17 protein-coding genes, 1 tRNA gene, 1 other RNA gene and 4 pseudogenes are annotated in these 21636 nt (G+C 35.3%); 9 read left to right on the forward strand and 14 right to left on the reverse strand.

Annotated elements, in window-relative coordinates:
* Positions 1 to 199 precede the first annotated feature (199 nt).
* Positions 200 to 631, reverse strand: a complete 432-nt coding sequence (locus HF197_RS06340) for a ClpXP protease specificity-enhancing factor SspB (RefSeq protein ID WP_168464694.1) — start codon at positions 629 to 631, stop codon at positions 200 to 202.
* Between the two features lie 19 nt (positions 632 to 650).
* Positions 651 to 994, reverse strand: a transfer-messenger RNA (tmRNA) gene (ssrA, locus tag HF197_RS06345).
* 163 nt (positions 995 to 1157) lie between these two features.
* Here ssrA and HF197_RS06350 point away from each other — a divergent pair.
* Positions 1158 to 1844 (forward strand): queuosine precursor transporter, encoded by a 687-nt coding sequence (locus HF197_RS06350; protein ID WP_246168488.1) that lies wholly within the window; start codon positions 1158 to 1160, stop codon positions 1842 to 1844.
* Positions 1845 to 1867: 23 nt separating this feature from the next.
* Here HF197_RS06350 and tnpC (HF197_RS06355) read toward each other — a convergent pair.
* Together tnpC (HF197_RS06355) and tkt are read right to left on the reverse strand one after the other, a co-directional pair.
* A pseudogene (gene tnpC / locus HF197_RS06355) lies at positions 1868 to 3228 on the reverse strand (IS66 family transposase).
* Positions 3229 to 3284: 56 nt separating this feature from the next.
* Positions 3285 to 5330, reverse strand: coding sequence for a transketolase (gene tkt, locus HF197_RS06360; protein WP_168464696.1), 2046 nt, complete (start codon positions 5328 to 5330; stop codon positions 3285 to 3287).
* Between the two features lie 113 nt (positions 5331 to 5443).
* Between tkt and rpsD the strand changes: the two genes are divergently transcribed.
* The 3 genes from rpsD (at position 5444) to iscX (ending at position 6375) form a co-directional block, all read left to right on the forward strand.
* Complete coding sequence (gene rpsD / locus HF197_RS06365) at positions 5444 to 6058, forward strand: 30S ribosomal protein S4 (RefSeq protein WP_168464697.1); 615 nt, start codon at positions 5444 to 5446, stop codon at positions 6056 to 6058.
* Between the two features lie 9 nt (positions 6059 to 6067).
* A tRNA-Leu gene (locus tag HF197_RS06370) sits at positions 6068 to 6154 on the forward strand.
* A 26-nt stretch (positions 6155 to 6180) separates the two neighbouring features.
* Positions 6181 to 6375: a Fe-S cluster assembly protein IscX gene (gene iscX, locus HF197_RS06375; protein ID WP_168464698.1), complete on the forward strand. Its 195-nt coding sequence runs from the start codon at positions 6181 to 6183 to the stop codon at positions 6373 to 6375.
* Positions 6376 to 6421: 46 nt separating this feature from the next.
* Here iscX and tnpC (HF197_RS06380) read toward each other — a convergent pair.
* Positions 6422 to 7684, reverse strand: a pseudogene (tnpC, locus tag HF197_RS06380) (IS66 family transposase); the annotation flags it as partial.
* A 32-nt stretch (positions 7685 to 7716) separates the two neighbouring features.
* Between tnpC (HF197_RS06380) and HF197_RS06385 the strand changes: the two are divergent.
* Positions 7717 to 8673: an IS5 family transposase gene (locus tag HF197_RS06385; RefSeq protein ID WP_168464050.1), complete on the forward strand. Its 957-nt coding sequence runs from the start codon at positions 7717 to 7719 to the stop codon at positions 8671 to 8673.
* Between the two features lie 276 nt (positions 8674 to 8949).
* On the opposite strand, the gene HF197_RS06390 is transcribed toward HF197_RS06385, so the two are convergent.
* Positions 8950 to 10131, reverse strand: a complete 1182-nt coding sequence (locus HF197_RS06390) for a hypothetical protein (protein WP_168464699.1) — start codon at positions 10129 to 10131, stop codon at positions 8950 to 8952.
* 120 nt (positions 10132 to 10251) lie between these two features.
* On the reverse strand, positions 10252 to 10833 hold the full coding sequence (locus HF197_RS06395) for a hypothetical protein (RefSeq protein WP_168464700.1): 582 nt from the start codon (positions 10831 to 10833) through the stop codon (positions 10252 to 10254).
* A gap of 128 nt (positions 10834 to 10961) precedes the next feature.
* On the opposite strand from HF197_RS06395, the gene pheS reads away from it, so the two are divergent.
* The 3 genes and pseudogenes from pheS (at position 10962) to tnpC (HF197_RS06410) (ending at position 14805) form a co-directional block, all read left to right on the forward strand.
* Positions 10962 to 12005, forward strand: coding sequence for a phenylalanine--tRNA ligase subunit alpha (gene pheS, locus HF197_RS06400; RefSeq protein ID WP_168464701.1), 1044 nt, complete (start codon positions 10962 to 10964; stop codon positions 12003 to 12005).
* A gap of 4 nt (positions 12006 to 12009) precedes the next feature.
* Positions 12010 to 13293 (forward strand): bifunctional UDP-N-acetylglucosamine diphosphorylase/glucosamine-1-phosphate N-acetyltransferase GlmU, encoded by a 1284-nt coding sequence (gene glmU, locus HF197_RS06405; protein ID WP_168464702.1) that lies wholly within the window; start codon positions 12010 to 12012, stop codon positions 13291 to 13293.
* A 151-nt stretch (positions 13294 to 13444) separates the two neighbouring features.
* A pseudogene (gene tnpC, locus HF197_RS06410) lies at positions 13445 to 14805 on the forward strand (IS66 family transposase).
* Here the strand turns inward: tnpC (HF197_RS06410) and HF197_RS06415 are convergent.
* The 6 genes and pseudogenes from HF197_RS06415 to HF197_RS06445 form a co-directional block, all read right to left on the reverse strand.
* On the reverse strand, positions 14792 to 15184 hold the full coding sequence (locus HF197_RS06415; RefSeq protein ID WP_168464703.1) for a cytochrome c-type biogenesis protein: 393 nt from the start codon (positions 15182 to 15184) through the stop codon (positions 14792 to 14794). The pseudogene tnpC (HF197_RS06410) and the gene HF197_RS06415 overlap by 14 nt on opposite strands.
* Positions 15168 to 16199 carry a hypothetical protein gene (locus tag HF197_RS06420; RefSeq protein ID WP_168464704.1) on the reverse strand — a complete coding sequence of 344 codons (1032 nt, stop codon included), beginning with the start codon at positions 16197 to 16199 and terminating at the stop codon, positions 15168 to 15170. The genes HF197_RS06415 and HF197_RS06420 overlap by 17 nt, the downstream gene beginning before the upstream one ends.
* Before the next feature lie 2 nt (positions 16200 to 16201).
* Positions 16202 to 16561 carry a ferredoxin family 2Fe-2S iron-sulfur cluster binding protein gene (locus HF197_RS06425; protein ID WP_168464705.1) on the reverse strand — a complete coding sequence of 120 codons (360 nt, stop codon included), beginning with the start codon at positions 16559 to 16561 and terminating at the stop codon, positions 16202 to 16204.
* 33 nt (positions 16562 to 16594) lie between these two features.
* Positions 16595 to 18036: pseudogene (locus HF197_RS06435) on the reverse strand (alpha/beta hydrolase family protein).
* 223 nt (positions 18037 to 18259) lie between these two features.
* Complete coding sequence (locus tag HF197_RS06440; protein ID WP_168464708.1) at positions 18260 to 18541, reverse strand: hypothetical protein; 282 nt, start codon at positions 18539 to 18541, stop codon at positions 18260 to 18262.
* Positions 18535 to 19188, reverse strand: a complete 654-nt coding sequence (locus tag HF197_RS06445) for an ankyrin repeat domain-containing protein (protein ID WP_168464709.1) — start codon at positions 19186 to 19188, stop codon at positions 18535 to 18537. The genes HF197_RS06440 and HF197_RS06445 overlap by 7 nt, the downstream gene beginning before the upstream one ends.
* 124 nt (positions 19189 to 19312) lie before the next feature.
* On the opposite strand from HF197_RS06445, the gene HF197_RS06450 reads away from it, so the two are divergent.
* Positions 19313 to 20542, forward strand: coding sequence for a hypothetical protein (locus tag HF197_RS06450; RefSeq protein ID WP_168464710.1), 1230 nt, complete (start codon positions 19313 to 19315; stop codon positions 20540 to 20542).
* Here the strand turns inward: HF197_RS06450 and ychF are convergent.
* Positions 20450 to 21544: a redox-regulated ATPase YchF gene (gene ychF / locus HF197_RS06455; protein ID WP_168464711.1), complete on the reverse strand. Its 1095-nt coding sequence runs from the start codon at positions 21542 to 21544 to the stop codon at positions 20450 to 20452. The two genes, HF197_RS06450 and ychF, sit on opposite strands and share 93 nt — an antisense overlap.
* Positions 21545 to 21636 lie beyond the last annotated feature (92 nt).

Here is a 21636-nt window from a genome sequence, read left to right on the forward strand (position 1 = left end):
GGAATAAAAAAATAGGAACTTTAGCTGATGCATTTGGCTATTTTGATGGAGATAAGTTTCATTATGTGAATCATCATCAAGGGTCTAATCAATAACCGCAAAGTTTAGATGTTACAATAAGAGATTGCAAAGGCGATTTTCAAGCTAGCGATGACATCACAATGCATGCAATTGTGCTAAACCATGACTTACTCAGTTGTTAACTTTTATCACGAAGTTGGTCTATGGATATAATGCTACCGTTTGATGATCTTTCAATGCTTTGATATTCTTCATTAGAGTTAAAATTGATCTTATCAAATACCAAAACATCCCCTGAAATTTTATCATGAAACTCATTGATAGCAAAAAAAGGTATGGTAATCTGTTCTTGTTTGCCGCGAAAACTTAAGTTGACGCTGAACTTATCTTCAAAGACTTTTAAGTTGAAAAATTGATGCTGTAGCACAATAAGCATTTGAGAAGGATATGACTTTTTTAGGTAATCTGGTATAATTACATCATTAAAGTATGTGAAAAATAATATTTCTAAATGAGGAGTAAAATCATTACTTGATATAACGTCTAGAGCTTTTTTTATAACTTGCAATTTGTTAGAGTTAAGCGATTTTTTATAATCTGTATGTTCCATATAACCTTCATTGACATAACGTGGGAAACTTCTGTTACCCGGTGTTCCCCAAACCGTGCTTACAACAATGAATTATTGTGCTTAAATTAAGCAGCAAATGCTACATTGTCTTCAGCTGCAAAATTATCGTTTGCATCTAAATTATGAACTCTTAACGGTGGTGTCTAACCGAGCAAAGGTACCATCTTTACTATGCATGTCGATCCTAATTCGCCCCCATAACTCAAAATCATTTCAAAACTATGGTGGAGGCGCCGAGTACTGCCCTCAGGTCCAATACACCTATTACAAGGTAAGTTTATTGCCATAGTACATAGGATGTACATAACTATTATACAGTAATATTGAACAAATGTCAAGGTATTCGACTTTGTATTAAGCCAAAATTAAAAGTTATTAAACTTCTTTAAAATTCTCTTATTTCTTTATTAAATAAATAAATTTCTTTTTTAGGAAAATATATGATAATAGAAATTATATATTTTTTTAATAAAATATGTAATGATAGAAATTTATGTATAGGAAAATGAATAAGCAAATTCAAACCAGCAGCTTTATGAATATAGATGACAAAATATATGTATCTATATGTGTATTTTTTGCAGTGTTAGTTGTAGTTGGTAATTTAATATACCAAAAGTTTGTTTCACTGCCTATTTTTTCAATACATACTTTCGAACTATCAGTTGGAGCAATATTATATCCCTTAACCTTTTTACTTACGGATTTAATTACTGAATTCTATGGCAAGGAGAAATCAAGGTTCTGTGTAAAACTTACTATTGTAATGAATCTTATTGTAGCAAGTATAATCATGTTGATGGATAGCTTAAGTGCCACCGGATGGTCAAAAATTGATAATGAACTTTTTCACTTAGTATTTGGCAAGTATGGTGTTAATTTTATTGCTTCTATGATTGCATGCTATGTTGCACAATATGTTGATATTAAGATATATCTATGGATAAAAAATGCAACCAAAAACAAGTTTTTATGGCTACGAAGCAATGGTAGTACGGCTATCTCTCTATTAATTGATACATCTCTTGTTATTAGTATATTATGTATCTTTAATGTATTACCACCAGACCGCATGTTTTCACTAATTGCCAGTAGTTATTCATTTAAATTTTTCTTTACTATATGCAGCACTCCCATATTTTACCTTGCAGTGCAGACAGTTAAGGTAATAAAGAAAAATAGCAATTGTTGAGTGTATCCATTCAGGTGTATGGCTTAAGAAGCAATAGCCAGTAGGTTTTGAAAAGGATTTAACTTCTTTTGCCTCCAAGTCAAGTACAATGAAATTATCCTCTCAAGAAACATATTTCCCCGTTTCGATTGTGTAAAATATGAAACTTTTCGGTAAACAACGTAATGCCGAATCTGTCGCTCAGCATAGTTGTTTGTCAGTGGAATATTTTCTGGATCGTCCAAAAATTTCCACATCATCAGATCCGATTTCATGATATTTTTTGCTACTCGAGACGCTCCAATTGCCTCGGGTAAATTTGATATATTCTTTAAGTAATATCTCGTTCGCTTGCGTAATTTTCTTGCTCTTCTTATGAACCTTAATGTGTCTATTTCATCCTTTAACAGAGCTTTTTTCAATGCAAATAATTCAGTAGCAACATTCCTTAAATAATACCCCAAAACTTTCACTTCGCTATTCCAACTATGAGACAACCTTTCAAAATCTCTTGCTAAATGTGCCCAACAGACCTGCCTTTTCTTGCTGGAAAAGTAGTTGTAAGCTGCATATCTGTCGGTCACTACTAGGTTGTTATTCTTTCCAAATTTACTATTTTCCAGGACTTTCATCCCTCTTGACTCTGTCAATTTGATCACACTTCCTATTTTGCTCGCAAACATCCATCACCAGCCCTGTTTACCTTTGTTGTAATGGCTAGTTTCATCGATATGTAAAATTTTGCTCTTGCTTACCTCTTCCTCAATTTGCTCATATGCTTCTTGGCATTTTTCTGCCACTCTAGCCTCGCTATTTGATACACTACCGACGCTGATATCCAGGTTGAAAATGTCCTTTATAATATTTGCCACTTCTTTTTTCGAATTCTTGTAAAATCCACTTAATGCTGCAATTACTGACTTAACTCTTGGACCAAATGTGTCCGCAGTTACTCCTTCTTGTAGCTTGCTACTTTTTCTTTTTCCACATCTTTTGCAACGTCCATGCTCTAGTTGATATTCAACTACATACGGCTTGATTTCCGGCAAATCGACCTTTTGATGAGTATACGGATCTTTTGATACCGCAATTTCTCCTCCGCACTCACACGTATTGGGCAGTTCTATTTTTACCATCTCATCTGCCTCCATTTTAGGGCGGTAACTGCCTTTATGTCCAACCTGTGCTCCTACTTTCCTGTCACTTTTTGGCTTATTTTCCCTCATCTTATATAATTCTTTGGAGCTTGGTATAGATGAATTTTTTGAACTTAAGCCAAGCCTTTCTTTTAACTCAGCGTTTTCGATCCTTAGCGCTTTATTTTCTGCTTTAAGCTCTTCTATTTTTGTTTCTAACTTTTCTATAGTCTGCTTAAACTTTCGCAAAATTCTAAAAGATCAACCATATTACCTCACAGCCACTCTAGTTTACCTTTTTAGCATTCCTTGTCTACTCTTTATTTTACCGCCCGGCTGAATGGATACAGCAAATTAGTTCACACACATATTTTACTAAGTGGTCAGCACTGATATTAAAATGCTCATACAGCGTTTTGTAAGGTGCTGATTCCCCAAAGCTTTTCATGCCGATAAATATACCATTTGAGCCTATATATTTATGCCAACCCATTTCACTTCCGGCTTCAATTGCAACTTTAGTGCTATTATTTCCTAATATTGTTGCTTTATATTCATCATTTTGCTCATCAAAAAGCCTCCAACATGGCATAGAAACAACTCTAATACCCATACCTTTTTCTTGTAATTTATTTTTCGCTTCAATTGCAATTTCAACTTCAGATCCGGTGGCAAAGATAGTAACTTCTAATTTTCCTGAATATTCAGAGAGTATATATGCACCAAATTTAGACAAGTTAGCAGATTGATCAGCATTGTAGTGAAACTTACGTACGTAATTCACATTCTGCCTTGAAAGTGCAAAGAGTGCTGGTGATTCTTTTTTCTCCAATGCAATACTAATGCACTCTAACGCTTCAATTGCATCTGCAGGTCTAAAAACGTAGAGGTTTGGTATTGCGCGCAGAGAAGATAAATGCTCTATTGGCTGGTGAGTTGGGCCATCCTCTCCAACTCCAATTGAATCGTGAGTCATAACGTACATAACTTGCTGTTTCATTAAAGCTGAAAGGCGTATAGCAGGCCTGCAATAATCAGAAAATACCAAAAAAGTGCCACTATAGGGAATAATACCACCGTGGAGAGCCATTCCATTCATACAAGCTGCCATAGCGTGCTCCCTTATTCCATAATGCACGTAAGAGCCATTATAATTATTACTGTCTATTACTTGCATATGTTTATATTTGGTGCAATTTGATCCAGTAAGATCAGCAGATCCACCAATCAACTCTGGCATAGATTTTGTTAACAATTCCATCACTCTACCAAAAGAAGAGCGTGTAGCTTCGTTTGGCATTGATTCGTGTATTTGTTTCTTTAAGCTAGTTAAGTTATTATTGATATTATCTGGCAAGCGCTTGTCTAGTCTTCTTTGAAGTTCTTTATGATCCTCTGTCATCCGAGTAGCTGACACTGGGATCCAGTCTTCTTGCTTTCTGGATTCCAGCGTCACGCGCTGGAATGACAACGATGAATTATAATTCTTTTGCGCTCTTTCAGTCGTTTTTTTCCACTCATTTCTTACATCTTCTGGCACATCAAATGGTTCATAATTCCAGTTTAATTTCTCCCTCATATTTTTTATATCTTCTTCTGTAAAAGCACCGCTATGAGCAGCAGATGTGCCAGCACGACTTGAAAATTTTCCAATAATAGTTTTGCAGCAGATCAGTGTTGGCTTGTCAGATTTTTGAGCCTGTTCTATTGCAAGAGATATTGCTTCAAAGTTATGTCCATCAATTTTGTTTACGTTCCACCCGTATGTTAAAAATCTTTTTTCCACATCATCAGAGCAAGAAAGACCAGTAGAGCCATCTATGGAGATGTCGTTATCATCAAATAGCGCTATTAATTTATTTAACTTAAGATGCCCAGCAAGGGATGCTGCTTCATGGCTTATTCCTTCCATAAGGCAGCCATCTCCAAGCATTACGTAAGTGTAGTGGTTAACTTCGAGTTGTCTTGCAAGTATCGACTCAGCAAGCGCCATACCAACAGCAACTGCAAGTCCCTGTCCAAGTGGACCTGTTGTTGCTTCAACTCCTGGAGTCAAGCCAAATTCTGGGTGGCCTGGAGTTTTAGATCCTAATTGCCTGAAGTTTTTTATCTCATCTATGTCAACATAACCCGTAAGGTATAATATGGAATATAACAGCATTGAACCATGGCCATTTGATAGGACAAAGCGGTCTCTATTGAACCATTGTGGATCATTAGGGTTATGATTTAGATATTTGGTAAATAAAACAGCTGCAACATCTGCCATTCCAAGCGGCATACCTGGATGACCAGAATTTGCCTTTTGCACTGCATCAATGGATAAAAAACGGATTGCATTAGCCATTGTTTCCAGTGGTAAATGATTCATATATCGATGGAAAAGTTTAAAGTGCAAGTATAAGTGATTATATAGGCAAAAACAAGTTGACACTTAGTGCTAAAATCCTTAATAATCTAGAGATAAATTGTGAGAATTTTGATATGACAACTGTTGTAACTAGGAAATATAGGATCAGCCGTAGGCTTGGAGTAAATTTATGGGGTAGAGCAAAGGATCCTGTAAACAAAAGGAAGTATCCTCCAGGTCAACATGGTATTATTGGATTTAAGAAACAGTCTGACTTTGGAAAGCAGTTTGCTGCGCATAAGAAGTTTAAGTTTTACTATGCAATCTCAAGTAAGCAGCTTAGACGGACATTTTTGGATGCTTATAACAGGAGAGGTTATACAGCTGACAATTTTATCGGTATTTTAGAGTCAAGGTTAAGTTCTGTTTTATACCACTCTGGTCTTGTACCAACGATTTATGCAGCAAAACAACTAATATCTCACAAGCATGTTACAGTTAATGATAAGGTGGTAAATATCTCTAGTTATCGAGTAAAATCAGGTGATGTGGTGAAAATTAGAGAACGGGCAGCAAAGATTCCTGCAGTGGTAGAGGCTGCACAAAGACAAGAACGTAAGGCTCCGGATTACTTAGAAGTACAGATTGAAGAGCGTTCAGTAAAATATTTAAGAGCGCCTCAATATTCTGAGGTACCTTACTCAGCAGACATGGGAGTGAATCTAGTAGTAGAATTCTATTCTAGGTAAGTAAAAAGAGCCCGTGTGGCGGAATCGGTAGACGCAGCGGACTTAAAATCCGTGGGTTTTGCGACCTTGGGAGTTCAAGTCTCCCCATGGGCACCAATCAGTTTAGTTTAGATCAAAATAATATGAAATGGCTTGATATAGAAGATATAGCAGAAGCACTGGAGGAAAAATTTCCTGACGAGGATGTAATTAGCATTAGATTTACTGAGCTTAAAAAAAAGGTTTTGAATTTAGAAAAATTTGATGATGATGAAAAACGCTGCAATGAGAAAATACTAGAGGCCATTCAAGCAGCTTGGCTTGGGGAGAGATCTTAACAAAACAAATACGATAGCATGATAAGTATCCATTCAGGTGTATGGCTTAAGAAGCAATAGCCAGTAGGTTTTGAAAAGGATTTAACTTCTTTTGCCTCCAAGTCAAGTACAATGAAATTATCCTCTCAAGAAACATATTTCCCCGTTTCGATTGTGTAAAATATGAAACTTTTCGGTAAACAACGTAATGCCGAATCTGTTGCTCAGCATAGTTGTTTGTCAGTGGAATATTTTCTGGATCGTCCAAAAATTTCCACATCATCAGATCCGATTTCATGATATTTTTTGCTACTCGAGACGCTCCAATTGCCTCGGGTAAATTTGATATATTCTTTAAGTAATATCTCGTTCGCTTGCATAATTTTCTTGCTCTTCTTATGAACCTTAATGTGTCTATTTCATCCTTTAACAGAGCTTTTTTCAATGCAAATAATTCAGTAGCAACATTCCTTAAATAATACCCCAAAACTTTCACTTCGCTATTCCAACTATGAGACAACCTTTCAAAATCTCTTGCTAAATGTGCCCAACAGACCTGCCTTTTCTTGCTGGAAAAGTAGTTGTAAGCTGCATATCTGTCGGTCACTACTAGGTTGTTATTCTTTCCAAATTTACTATTTTCCAGGACTTTCATCCCTCTTGACTCTGTCAATTTGATCACACTTCCTATTTTGCTCGCAAACATCCAGCACCAGCCCTGTTTACCTTTGTTGTAATGGCTAGTTTCATCGATATGTAAAATTTTGCTCTTGCTTACCTCTTCCTCAATTTGCTCATATGCTTCTTGGCATTTTTCTGCCACTCTAGCCTCGCTATTTGATACACTACCGACGCTGATATCCAGGTTGAAAATGTCCTTTATAATATTTGCCACTTCTTTTTTCGAATTCTTGTAAAATCCACTTAATGCTGTAATTACTGACTTAACTCTTGGACCAAATGTGTCCGCAGTTACTCCTTCTTGTAGCTTGCTACTTTTTCTTTTTCCACATCTTTTGCAACGTCCATGCTCTAGTTAATATTCAACTACATACGGCTTGATTTCCGGCAAATCGACCTTTTGATGAGTATACGGATCTTTTGATACCGCAATTTCTCCTCCGCACTCACACGTATTGGGCAGTTCTATTTTTACCATCTCATCTGCCTCCATTTTAGGGCGGTAACTGCCTTTATGTCCAACCTGTGCTCCTACTTTCCTGTCACTTTTTGGCTTATTTTCCCTCATCTTATATAATTCTTTGGAGCTTGGTATAGATGAATTTTTTGAATTTAAGCCAAGCCTTTCTTTTAACTCAGCGTTTTCGATATAAACAGGCATTTAACCGACAAAGGAAAAATATGCCAGTCAAAATGAAAGTCAGTAACTGCTACGAATATAACAAATTTCTCCAAGAAAGAGGAAATATTTTTTATTACGTCAACGATGCCATAGAAAATTGGTACGAAAAAAGTCCCAAAATGACCGGTGGCAACAATATTTATAGTGATAAAGTCGTAATTCTAATTCACATAATAACTTATTTGTTTAGAATAGGCCTAAGACAAACGGTGGGGTTTATAGCGGGATACCTTGAGCAAATAGGAAAAAATTTGCAAGTTATCAGCTATTCCCAGGCTTCCAGAAGATTCAAAAAGCTTAACTTAAAAATTAATGATCGAAGACATGATAAAAACAGTATGGAAAATATTGAGATCGCCATAGATAGCACTGGAATAAGCATCTACAATAATATTCCAGGCCATAGTAAGGCAAACGGTACAGATAGAAAGTACCGTGGCTATAAGCAAACAAGAAAATTGCATGTAATGCTGGAGATAGGTAGCAAAAAAGTCATAGCTGCAAAATACAGTAGTGGAGTTTATTCTGACCACTATGGAGCCTGTGATCTTATTGCAAGGGCTAATGCTAAATACAATATAAGCACACTATATGCAGACAGAGCATATAATCGAAAGAAGTTATACAAATTGTGCAATGAGCTTGGCATAAAGACAAAAATTCCTCTGCAAAACAATGCAGTGGAGCATCCAAAGCTGGATTATATGGCTGAGAGAAATTCTACAATCAAGCTCATAAAGTCATATGGTGAAGATGGTATGAAGAAGTGGAAAAAAGAGATAAATTATGGGAAGAGATCTTATATAGAAAGTTTTTTCTCGCGACTGAAGCAAACATTTGGGTTTAGTTTTAGGAACAAATCTGAGATTAACCGTGAGAAAGAAATGCTACTCAAGTGTTATTTGCTGAACAAATTTACTGAAATAGGCATGGCTAAATTTGAGATAGCTTCATGAATTTATTATGCATTGCCTCCTATCCAAAGAGCGATGCAACAAAGCCATTCCAGGTTGAACAGAAGAGTGCTGTTCATTACCTCTAATTACGGGATTTTGTTCCTATAAATACCCGTTTGTAATGCAAGATGCACCATATGGAAAAGGCATTCCTAAGTCTGTATGCAATTTCTTTCTTTTAAAATCTACTTGTTCCTGTAAGTATTCGTTTGTAACATAAGATGCGTCATCTGGAGTGTATATTCCCAATGTTTTCAAGACTGCAAGTATTTCATCTCATTCTTGTACTTCATTTATTTGTCTACCCTGTAAATAAATAATATTAAATACTTCATTAAAAACATAGCGTAATATTTCTTTGTCTTTAACTTTGCATGCGTTCATTGTGTCGATAAATATCTTGTCAGGTTTTTCACTACTTTCCTTGGATTTTATGGCTATACCAACACGCATTTCTGTACTTTCTATTAGCCCTTTTATGTTAGCAGGTATCTTTTTCTTGCGCCCAGTTTGCCCAGCGACTATGTGGCTACTTTGAGGTTCTTCTACACTACTTGTTATTCCAGCACTTGTGCTTGGCATAGCCTGTTCAGTATTCACTGGATGATCAGTCACAGCCCCTCCTGCTTGTGGAGAAGGTTCTTGCAAAAAAGAAAATTTTAACGCATTAACTGTATTAAAAAAATTACTTGGTTTGAAGGCTTCAAGTAAGGGTTGAAGCCTAAGTTGAACCCTTATTTTTTCACGCGAATCAAACTTAGGAGCTTTTCCACGCAAAGATCCAAACCAATAAGCGTTTTCACGCATCGCTACATCCACCACAGAAGCACGTGTTACTTGCTTTCCACTGTCTTCCTTAGGTTCAAGTAAGTTTGTAGGCGATATATTCTGAGCTATACTCTGTGCTTCTCCATTCTTATTTTCACTTCCCCCTACTTTTATCGCCGTTTCACCCTGCTCGCTTGTTACCGTCGGTGTATCTAGCGTATCGCCCTCTATCCTCTCATCTGGCACGGGCTGAGCTTTGCTGGGATCAATATTTTTAATATCTGCTTGTAGCCTAATTGTTATTCCTTGTAAAAAAATATTCAGTATCTTTGATTGCTCTTCTTCAGGTAAATTATAAAAATCCTCTGCGCTATATAACCATCTACCTAAAACATGACCCCCAATTTTATCTACAATACGCAAAATCGATTTATCTACTCCACCACTATATAATTTTTCAAAAGCATTCCAGGAAGTAGTTAACTCTTTACCAGACACTTCTACCACATATTTATCAAAAGTCTCACCTTTTCTCAAATAACTCGTATGAAGATTTACTGATTCTTTTAATTTCTTGAGAATATCATCGTACAATGTTTTATTATCTGAATCATCTTCTGACACCTTCAATTCAAATGAAAATTCACCTGTGTTATTCTCCTTATACTCCCGATAACCAATAACTTCCATAGAATCACTCTCAATTTCTGTGACAGCTTCTTCTTCGCCTTGGTTAATATCTTTAATGTCTGCTTTATTTGCTGCTAGCCTAATTGTTACTCCTCGAAAAAAAACATCTAATACTTCTTGTTACTCATCTTCAGTTATGTTGTAAAAGTTTTTTTCTTGAAAAAAACTTTTGAAGAATGCAAAGCCTTTTTTGTTGGGTACAGGGCTTCGTCTTTCAATCTTAAAGTTTTCAAAGTCTTTTATGTTAAGTGTAAAGCTTTGTCCTTTATAATCTTCTCCGCTTGATAGAAAAGCTTGCAACTTTCCTTTGTCAAGTATAAAGCTTTCTATTTCCCTTAAAATACTCCATGTGAAAGCGTCAATCTGTTCTTTTTCCCATTCATCTTGTCCCCCACTAGCTTGGTGTAATCTTTCACCAAATCGATGTGATTCTTTACTAATAAAGCTGCCTATAGTCTTAGTAATGGATTGATTAACAATAAAAAACTTTTCTGGCTTTAAGCAACGTTTATAAGATTCTATTTGCTCTCTTATTTCATCAAAGACACTGCTGTACAAATCCTCCTTACTGAATTGAGTTTGTGACGATAATTTTAACTCAAAGGAAAATTCGCCTATGTTATCCCCATACTCCTGATAATCAATAACTTTTACTTCGGTTACTTCCCCAATAGACTTTGTTCTTCCATTTTCTCCCATCATAATTAATATAATAAATCTACTAATATAATATTAAATAAAAAGATACATTTTGTCAATAAATTAGCAATTAAAGAAAGTTTGAGTTATCGTGAGACTGTACTATAATTAGGGTTTAAGTTAGATAAAGGATGAATAAAGAGTTGCTCAATGATATACCTTCGCTTGAATATCAAGCTATCGCAGAAATTGAGAGAGCCTCCTCTTTGCAGGATTTAGAAAAAGTCAGGCTATTATACCTGGGAAAAAAAGGCATAGTCAGAGCATATTTTAATGACTTAAGAAATATAGACAGTGCTGAAGAAAAACGCAATTTGGGCGAAGTTATTAATGCGTTACGTGATAAGCTGGATAATCTAATAAGAAATAAGGAAGATGTGTTAAGAGCTGAGGAAATCACCTCTAAGTTACAAAATGAAGCAGTGGATATTACATTACCTGTAAGGCCAGAAAAAATTGGCAAAATTCATCCACTAAGTAAAGTTATAAATGAAGTAAAACTTATCTTTGCCCATATGGGCTTTTCAGCAGTTGATGGTCCGGACATTGAGGATGAATTCCATGTGTTTGACGCGTTGAATACTCCAAGTTACCATCCAGCACGTGAGGAACAAGATACTTTCTATTTAAAGGAAAAAATAGATGGTAAGAGAATGGTACTGCGCACTCACACTTCATCTGTACAGATTAGAACTATGGAAAAAGCAAAGCGTTTTCCAATTAAAATAGTCGCACCGGGCAGAGTATACAGAAATGACTTTGATGCAACCCATACCCCAATGTTCCATCAGATAGAGGGACTATATGTTGCTGAAAATGTTAATATGGGTCAGTTAAAATTTACCATTCACAACTTCCTAAATAAATTTTTTGGAGAAAAGGGGCTAAAGATACGCTTCCGCAATAGTTTCTTTCCTTTTACCGAACCTTCAGCAGAGGTGGATATCAGCTATAAAGGCAGTAAATGGATAGAAGTTCTTGGCTGTGGTATGGTACATCCTAATGTTTTTAAAAATGTTGGTATAGATCACACTAAATACAATGGTTTTGCATTTGGCATTGGTATTGAGAGGCTTGCAATGCTAAAATATCAAATTCCTGATTTAAGAAGCTTTTATGACAATAAAATAAGCTGGCTTAATCATTATGGTTTTAGCTTTTCATCTTTAAGATAATTAAGTGATAAATAAAGCCCACACTTTCATTATACTTGCTGCAGGTCACGGCAAGCGAATGAATTCAAATTTGCCTAAAGTTTTGCATAAGATAGGCAATTTCTCTATGCTCGAGCATGTAATCTACAATGCAAAACAATTTAATCCTGAAAACATAGCCGTTGTGGTTGACCAGCCTTTAGCTGAAGAGTTAAAAAGCTTAAAACCTATTATACAAGAATCAATACTTGGCACTGGTCATGCAGTTAAAACTGCAATGAAAAGCCTTAAGGAATTACCAGATTCAAGTGTAGTTATCGTGCAATATGGGGACACACCACTTATAAAAAGCTGCACGATCACTAAAATGATTAACCGCTTGCAAGACAATGCCTTAGTATGTCTTGGATTTGAAACGCGCAATAAAGAATATGGAAGATTCGTTATAGAGAATGATTCCTTGGTAGAAATTATAGAAGCAAAAGGTAGTACAAATGGTAATAAAGAATTTCTAGCCAATGCTGGAGCTATGGTTGCATATGCAAAAGATTTACGTGAATTAGTAGAAAAAATAGAACCTAATGCCGCAAGCGGTGAATATTACTTGACTGATATAGTTTCTATTGCGGTAAAAAATAACTTAAATGTAAGCTACATTGTAACTGATGAAGAAGATGCAATGGGGATAAACAATAGAAATGATCTTGCAAAAGCTGAATTTTGCTTTCAAAAAAGCAAAAGAGATTTTTTCATCGATTCTGGAGTCACGCTTACTGCACCAGAAACTGTTTTCTTCTCTCTTGATACGCAAATTGCTAGGGATTCAATTATTGATCCATATGTTTTTTTTGGTCCTAACGTTAAGATAGAATCTGGTGTGAAAATACTGTCATTTTCACATTTAGAGAATTGCTTAATTAAAAGCTGTGCAACAATTGGCCCATTTGCGAGAATACGCGAAAAAACAACGATCGATAACAACGTAACAATAGGTAATTTCGTTGAAATTAAAGCAAGTGAGGTTGGTAATAATACTAAGATAAAGCACTTAAGTTATATAGGAAATACTAAAATAGGACAGAAAAGTAATATAGGAGCTGGCACAGTTGTTTGCAACTATGATGGAAAATATAAACATGAAACAAACATAGGAAATAACTGCTTTGTCGGCTCCAATAGCTCATTAATTGCACCGCTTGATATTTATGATGGCTCCAAAGTTGCAGCAGGCAGCGTTATAGTTGATAACGTACCAGAGAAAAGTCTTGCAATTGCAAGAGAGAAACAAGTGATTAAGGAGATGAAATGAGCTTTAAATCATAAGTTAAAACTCATCCCAAATTCAAATCCATGATAATGATCTTTAAATGCTTTAAGCAAGGTATCCATTCAGCCGGGCGGTAAAATAAAGAGTAGACAAGGAATGCTAAAAAGGTAAACTAGAGTGGCTGTGAGGTAATATGGTTGATCTTTTAGAATTTTGCGAAAGTTTAAGCAGACTATAGAAAAGTTAGAAACAAAAATAGAAGAGCTTAAAGCAGAAAATAAAGCGCTAAGGATCGAAAACGCTGAGTTAAAAGAAAGGCTTGGCTTAAATTCAAAAAATTCATCTATACCAAGCTCCAAAGAATTATATAAGATGAGGGAAAATAAGCCAAAAAGTGACAGGAAAGTAGGAGCACAGGTTGGACATAAAGGCAGTTACCGCCCTAAAATGGAGGCAGATGAGATGGTAAAAATAGAACTGCCCAATACGTGTGAGTGCGGAGGAGAAATTGCGGTATCAAAAGATCCGTATACTCATCAAAAGGTCGATTTGCCGGAAATCAAGCCGTATGTAGTTGAATATTAACTAGAGCATGGACGTTGCAAAAGATGTGGAAAAAGAAAAAGTAGCAAGCTACAAGAAGGAGTAACTGCGGACACATTTGGTCCAAGAGTTAAGTCAGTAATTACAGCATTAAGTGGATTTTACAAGAATTCGAAAAAAGAAGTGGCAAATATTATAAAGGACATTTTCAACCTGGATATCAGCGTCGGTAGTGTATCAAATAGCGAGGCTAGAGTGGCAGAAAAATGCCAAGAAGCATATGAGCAAATTGAGGAAGAGGTAAGCAAGAGCAAAATTTTACATATCGATGAAACTAGCCATTACAACAAAGGTAAACAGGGCTGGTGCTGGATGTTTGCGAGCAAAATAGGAAGTGTGATCAAATTGACAGAGTCAAGAGGGATGAAAGTCCTGGAAAATAGTAAATTTGGAAAGAATAACAACCTAGTAGTGACCGACAGATATGCAGCTTACAACTACTTTTCCAGCAAGAAAAGGCAGGTCTGTTGGGCACATTTAGCAAGAGATTTTGAAAGGTTGTCTCATAGTTGGAATAGCGAAGTGAAAGTTTTGGGGTATTATTTAAGGAATGTTGCTACTGAATTATTTGCATTGAAAAAAGCTCTGTTAAAGGATGAAATAGACACATTAAGGTTCATAAGAAGAGCAAGAAAATTACGCAAGCGAACGAGATATTACTTAAAGAATATATCAAATTTACCCGAGGCAATTGGAGCGTCTCGAGTAGCAAAAAATATCATGAAATCGGATCTGATGATGTGGAAATTTTTGGACGATCCAGAAAATATTCCACTGACAAACAACTATGCTGAGCGACAGATTCGGCATTACGTTGTTTACCGAAAAGTTTCATATTTTACACAATCGAAACGGGGAAATATGTTTCTTGAGAGGATAATTTCATTGTACTTGACTTGGAGGCAAAAGAAGTTAAATCCTTTTCAAAACCTACTGGCTATTGCTTCTTAAGCCATACACCTGAATGGATACTATATATCAAAACACATCCAATAAGTAGAACTATCAATGGAATACACCATATAATATAAGTGCTAGACTTCAGTGGAGGAGTGATTATTATTGAGTTTCCGTAAGCATTTTGCAAATCTGCAATTATTTCTTGATCAGTATACCCATTGTTAATTTTTTTACGAATTGCTTTGCGCATATCGTATGCTACCTGAGACTGAGATTCAGATAGTGACTCACCAGAACACACTGGACATTTGATCACTTCAAATAAGCTAGTAGCTCGCTTTTCCATACTTCTATCTGGAAGCTTATCATCTAAAGTAAAAGCACTCACGCTCCAGCAAAATGCTAATATAAAACTAATTACTACTCTCATTCTTAATGAGCTTATCAATTATGCTCAATTGACTTATGAAATCAGCAGTAGATAACTTGCCAATAAACCCTGTTCCTATATTATTATCATATCTTATTGAAAACTTAACGCTGTCATCAGTTGTTTTTTCTGACAGAGAAGGTAATAATTTCTCAAACGCATCTGCAACTTTTGGTTCTTCTTCACTCATTACATATGAAACTAACTCTTTATAATTTGATACAGATACGTTAACTTGATCTTCAAATGAAGAAGTAACAAAATTGTAATTTCGCACCCCACCATCTGCAATAATAGAGAATTTATTGCTTTGAACTAAAAGCTTTTCTATATTAAAATTCATACTTGAAGCAGAGATATCACTTACAAACTCATAGTCAAGTTTAATGTCCATGCTTAAGTAATCTTCTGGTTTTGCAACATCTTTATATCGGTAAATATAAAGATCCTGTGACGACTTAGCATTGCCATTAATTTCTTTATTAAAAGAGATTTGTATATAGTTGCTTCCGTCATTTACTTCAGTTTCAGCACTCTTTCTGCTTTCCAAGTCCTCACATTTTAGCCCATAATCCTCATAACGTAGTGTATTTACATAATCTATAAGAGTACTATCTGGATCAAACTGCAGCGAGAACAGTAAATCTTTTAGCTTGATCATGAAATTATTGCTATTACTTGTGTGACACTTGATATTCTGTTCCTTCTCTCCATGAAAAGTAATATTAACTTCATTGCTTGGTACATAAGCATATACTGATTTATCAAACAATCTGTTTTTTATCAGCAAATCCTTAGAAGAGAGAGTGAATTGCTCATTAGAAATTTTTGGATTTGTAACATGAAAAGTAAGACTAAAAGGAAAACCACTGAAATTATATGAAATCTCAGATTTTTCATCATTAATATACAAAGCTAAGAATTTTTTTACTTTCCATATACAAAAGCTACCATATGCTAAAGGAATAAATAAAAGTAAAGAAAAAACGGCAGTATAGATAAGGATCTTCCGCATAATTATTCTTTATCTTGCTTATCAAGTGATATATTTCTTGTGCCTTTTGGTATGGTTACACACAAACCATCAATATCTTCTGTGATTTTTATTTGGCATCCAAGCCTTGATGTCTCTGTGAGGCCAAAAGCCAAATCCAACATATCATTTTCTTCATCAGAGATAGGATTGTGTGCTTCCACAGCGCTAAAAAATTTTGGATCAACAATTACATGACATGTGGAACAAGCAAGAGAGCCTTCGCACGCTCCTTCAAGCAGATCAGGATCGCTCCTGTGAGCTAAATTAAGCAAAGTTTCACCCTCTGCAGCTTCATAACTTCTCTTACTACCATCAGGTAGAATAAAAGTAACAGATGGCATATTATTTCCTTATTTAAAATCCTTACTAATATCCTACAGGGAATGACCACGACTTGCAACATTTTGGTTTTCAAACATAGGTACCAACGTTACCTCTGTTGTTAAACCTTCAGACAATTTAGTGCAGACGTATTCTTCCAGATTAAAATCTTTATTTAATCCTGAGTTTATTAAATATTTGTGAGCCATTTCACTAATAAAATAGTTTTTCATCTCTATAAAACTTATACATATTTCATCAGGTTCCAATTCATCGTTATTCAATTTAATATACTTAACTATCAAATGTCCCTCATCATCAATATGAATATTTTCTTTATTCTTACATTCTGTTTGATTGTGCTTAAGTACTACACTTACTCTAAATTGCTGAGGCGTAATTAAACTTGGAAGCCTATATCAGCAAGTTGCGCTTTTTCTGGGGGGATTACAGTGTCACCATCTCTACCTGCAACCATCACAGGGCTTTCCTTTACATCTTTTTCTATAACTTTCTGTTGGTCCCACTCTAAGCCACAACGCCTAAACCAAACATTCACGAATTTTGTAGGGAGCTGTTTTGTAAATAACTTTCCTACATGGGGAAAGTTATTGCTTGCATCTTTAAGTGTACAGTAAGAATTACTATGAATTAATGTTAAATAAATACCTAGTTCTGCAAACCTTTTTAATACTTCTGCTGCAATTCCTCCTCCAAGGGAATTAGTGTCTAAAATTATGTCATTTGGATGTACACCCTCTAGTAACAACTTGTTTACCATTGCCATTCCGGCCTGAACTAACTTTTCTCCGTTTGTCAGAAACTTGTACAGTGCTAATACCTTATCTCCTTTCAAGAGGAAATTAACAATATCTTTTATGTCCTCACTCTTTTCTGGTTTTTGACCATGCACCCCTTCGTTTGATTGTTTACCTATAAGTTGATTCTTGTATAGCTTCACTAACTCAGGATCAAGGCCTTCTAGCAAATTTTCAAGCCTATGTACAACAAACCTCTCCTTAATAAAATCAAAAAGCAGCCATACTGCGCTCACAGCAAAGAATATTACTGCCAAAGCTAATAATATTACTAAAGTAAACGCTAATACAGAAAGCACTAGCAAACACAGAGGCACTATCGTTCCTGTGAATTTTTTCTCCCTACTCCTCAATTCTTTGCAAAAATGCTCTGGATTAACAATGTCAGAAAAGAACGGGTAATCAAAGTAATAATCTACTCTCTTAAATCCATTTTTTTCCTCATCATATTCACTACTTTTCTTTTCATTCTCTCCTAGTACATTAGCCTCAATTCCATTTTCTTGCTTATCAGATTCACTACTCTTCTTTTTATTCTTTCCAAGTACATTAACCTTAATAAAGCCACCCATCCCAAAAAAGTGTACTACGAATTTTGTATTTTTTTCTGGTTTTATACTTTCTTCTGGTTTTATATTGTTATTAAAATTGTAAACAATATGGAAGATTACCTTCATTTTACTGTTACTTACCATTTTAATAATAATATCAATATATATTTAATTTATTTTAATAAAATTTTATAAAAAATCAATATTTGATCTATCATTTAAAAATAAATTATTATAAAATTAATATAATTAATGGACGTATGATTATAATGTAACTACAAGGAAGAGGTTGCAATATTGGAAGTTCTCAGGCAAATAACTTAAAGTATAGGGCATAGCCCTATACTTATTAACCTTTAGATGAACCCTTACTGCTATCCACCTGATCTACTGAGCTAACTGAGCAGGATGTTGATGGTCTATCATCCACAACCTTCATATTCATATCTGCCAGTGTCCTGCTAAGATTTTCAGCTACTTGAGACTGCACATCCGGCATTACCGCTATACAATGTGGCATTTTGATCACTCTGTCTTCAAGTGTTCGCAGATATCTCTTACCACTTTTATCTTTGTAGCTTACAATACACGAAGTGCCTTTGCAGTCAAAACCAGCTCCACTATCTAACAAAAAATCAACAATTTCTGCATAATCACTACGAATAGCAATAGAGGTTGGAGAACCACAAGGACTATCAACATTAACATTGGCCCTACTTTCACCAACAACTTCACGACCTCTAAATGGCCATTACTAGACGCAATAACAAGCGGATTGAACCCGTCCTTAGCTTGAGCATTAACGTTTGCTCCTTTTGTTACTAGCAATTCTGTAATCTTTACATTACCGCTTTGAGCAGCGATATATAGCGGCGTATGTCCTCCAGCTCCAGCCAGATCAACTTGAGCTCCGTTGCTTAATAGTGTTTCAACAACTTCTTGAGAACCATGTTGAACGCTACAGTGTAGCGCAGTAAAACCATCCTTGTTTTGAGCATTAACATTAATTCCTTTTTCTATTAAGAGCTTTACAACTGCTACGTGACCTTCCATAGCGGCCTCGTGTAACTCTGTAGCCCCATCTTTATCTGTAAGATTAACGTCAGCTCCTTTTTCTATTAATAATCCTACGGATTTTTCTTTGCCGCTGGAAGCAGCCCAACTGAGCAATGGGCTACCATCAATTTGAATATTCATATCAGATTTTTTCCTTAGCAGAAATTCGATAGTTCTTAATTGCTCGCCTTCAACAGCAACGCGTAATTTTCTAGTAAACATTTTATAACCCTCTAGCAGAATATGGTATTTTTATAATGTATTACATGCCAGTTGTAAAATATTTTTCTTTACAACATAATAATTTAGCATATGCTAACTTTGTTATAAAATATTAAGGTATAAAATGTGGCCAATTAATTTATGGAATCCTTCTTCAGAAAACACACGAGAAAAGCTGGTTATACAAGGAAGCAAGCATAAATTTTATGACGCTGCTGAAGTACAAAAAAGCAAACATAAATTTTATTATGATACTGAAATACAAAGTGTATTGTCAGATTTTGTTCATTTAGATTTCTCAGACGGACCATTTAACAGCCATCTGTATGATATGAACTACAACGAAGGCCAAAAGGCAAATTCCTTCGACAAAATATCAAAACATTATGGAAGAAACAAAAATATCTTCCTTTTTATTTCTGTGCTGCGAAATAAAGAACAGCTAGCAAGTATAATCAATATAATAAGTAAGAAATGCGATGCTCCAGCTAGAGAAAAATTCCTTGAAAGACTGCGCATATATTTGGACAGGATTAGTAGAGGGAAGAGTGATGCAAGAGAGTTTTTGAATGATGATTCTGCAGATGCCTTTTTTAATGGATATCATGTAGCTTGTCCAGGGCAAGTTCGTAATATTCATGCAAACCTTAATATTAACATTACTAAACCTGACCAGGTTTTAGAAACTAGTAATTTTTTTAGTAGAACAATTAAAAGAATTGAAGAAGAAAAGAGCGAAGTCAAAAGGGTAAAAATATATCACAACGGTAAAAGAACAGTAACAATTGAGAAAAATGAGAAATCACAAAGGAATTACTCTTTTACAAAGCTTGCAACGTGTAGCATGGAAATGAGTTGGAATGCAAAAGACGAAGCTGGAAAAGATATTAATTGTTCTATTGTTTTGAGCATAAATTCTGGTCAAGTTAGCTTTGGAAGTGCAGCTATCAATTGTAATAATGCTGAATTAAAGGACATTTTAGAGTTAGCTAAGCAAAACGAAGCTGTGCTTATAAAAGATAAAGCTTTATATGAAGTTTTAAAAGAGTGTTTAATTGGGCAAATATCAGAGCAAGCATTGTGTGATATGGGAGAAAGTCTGCAATTAAATAGGTCACCTGATTCTAGTGATATTGGGGAAAGTCTGCAATCAAATAAGTTACCCAGCTCTAATGTCAATAAGCTGAAGATAAGTAAGCCTGAAGAAAAACAAGAACTAGAAGGGTTACAACGTTCTTTCAGGGCTTTTGCAGATCAGGTACTAGACGTTAAACCTAAAGTGCATGATGTCGCCATCTTTAACGACGTATTCTCTTCCTTCAAAGCGCATTTTTCCTGCGTCTTTGCAGGCTGATTCACTTCCATATTTTATATAATCATCGAAGCTTATCGTCTCTGCTTTTATAAAGCCTTTTTCAAAATCAGTGTGGATTACACCTGCCGCTTTATCAGCTGTTGATCCCATTTTTACTGGCCATGCACGTGCTTCCTTAGGGCCAATAGTAAAGAAAGTTATCATATTTAATACTTCGTACATAATACGTGCCACTCCATCAAGCCCTGACTCTTGCAGACCAAATTCAGATAAAAAACTCTGCTTTTCTTCCTCACTCTCAAGATTAGCAATATCTGACTCAAGTTTTGCTGAGATACAATAAAATTGACTATTACTTTCCTCTGCCATTTCCTTAACTTTTTCAGATAATTCATTACCAGTTATAACATTGGTATCTTCAACATTGCAGACATACATAACCGGCTTTGTTGTTAGCAGCTGAAGAGCTTTCATTTCAAGTTCGTCCACATTATTTAGAATTCTTGCAGGTTTACCAGATTTTAAAATGACTAAGACCTTCTGCATCAATTCAAATTGTCTTTTTAGCTCTTTATCACCTTGTTTTGCTTTTTTTTCTAACTGAGGTAGTCTTTTTTCAATGCTATCAATATCAGCTAAAATCAGCTCCATCTCCACCACTTCAGCATCTAATATTGGGTCTATTTCGTTATGCACGTGATTGATATCGTCATTGACAAAGCATCTGAGCAGATGAACAATTGCATCAACTTCTCTAATGTGGCTCAAAAACTTATTACCAAGTCCCTCACCTTTACTTGCCCCTTTCACCAGACCTGCAATATCCACAACTTCCAATTGATTATATATCGTCTTCTCAGAACCTGCCATTGCTGCAATTTGCCTCAAACGCTGATCTCTTATTGGCACTTTGCCTATGTTTGGCTCAATTGTGCAGAAGGGATAATTCGCAGCCTCAGCGGCACTTGACTGCGTAAGTGCATTGAATAAGGTCGATTTTCCAATATTTGGCAATCCAACTATGCCACAATTAAAACTCATATCATTAAATAAAGCTAGAATGTGGATAATTATTGCATAATTTGAAAATTTTTGCTATACTTAATTAGTTAACTATTTATTAGTAAGTTTAC

Origin of the sequence: Wolbachia endosymbiont of Ctenocephalides felis wCfeT, from assembly GCF_012277295.1 — a bacterium.
Taxonomy (GTDB): Bacteria; Pseudomonadota; Alphaproteobacteria; order Rickettsiales; family Anaplasmataceae; genus Wolbachia.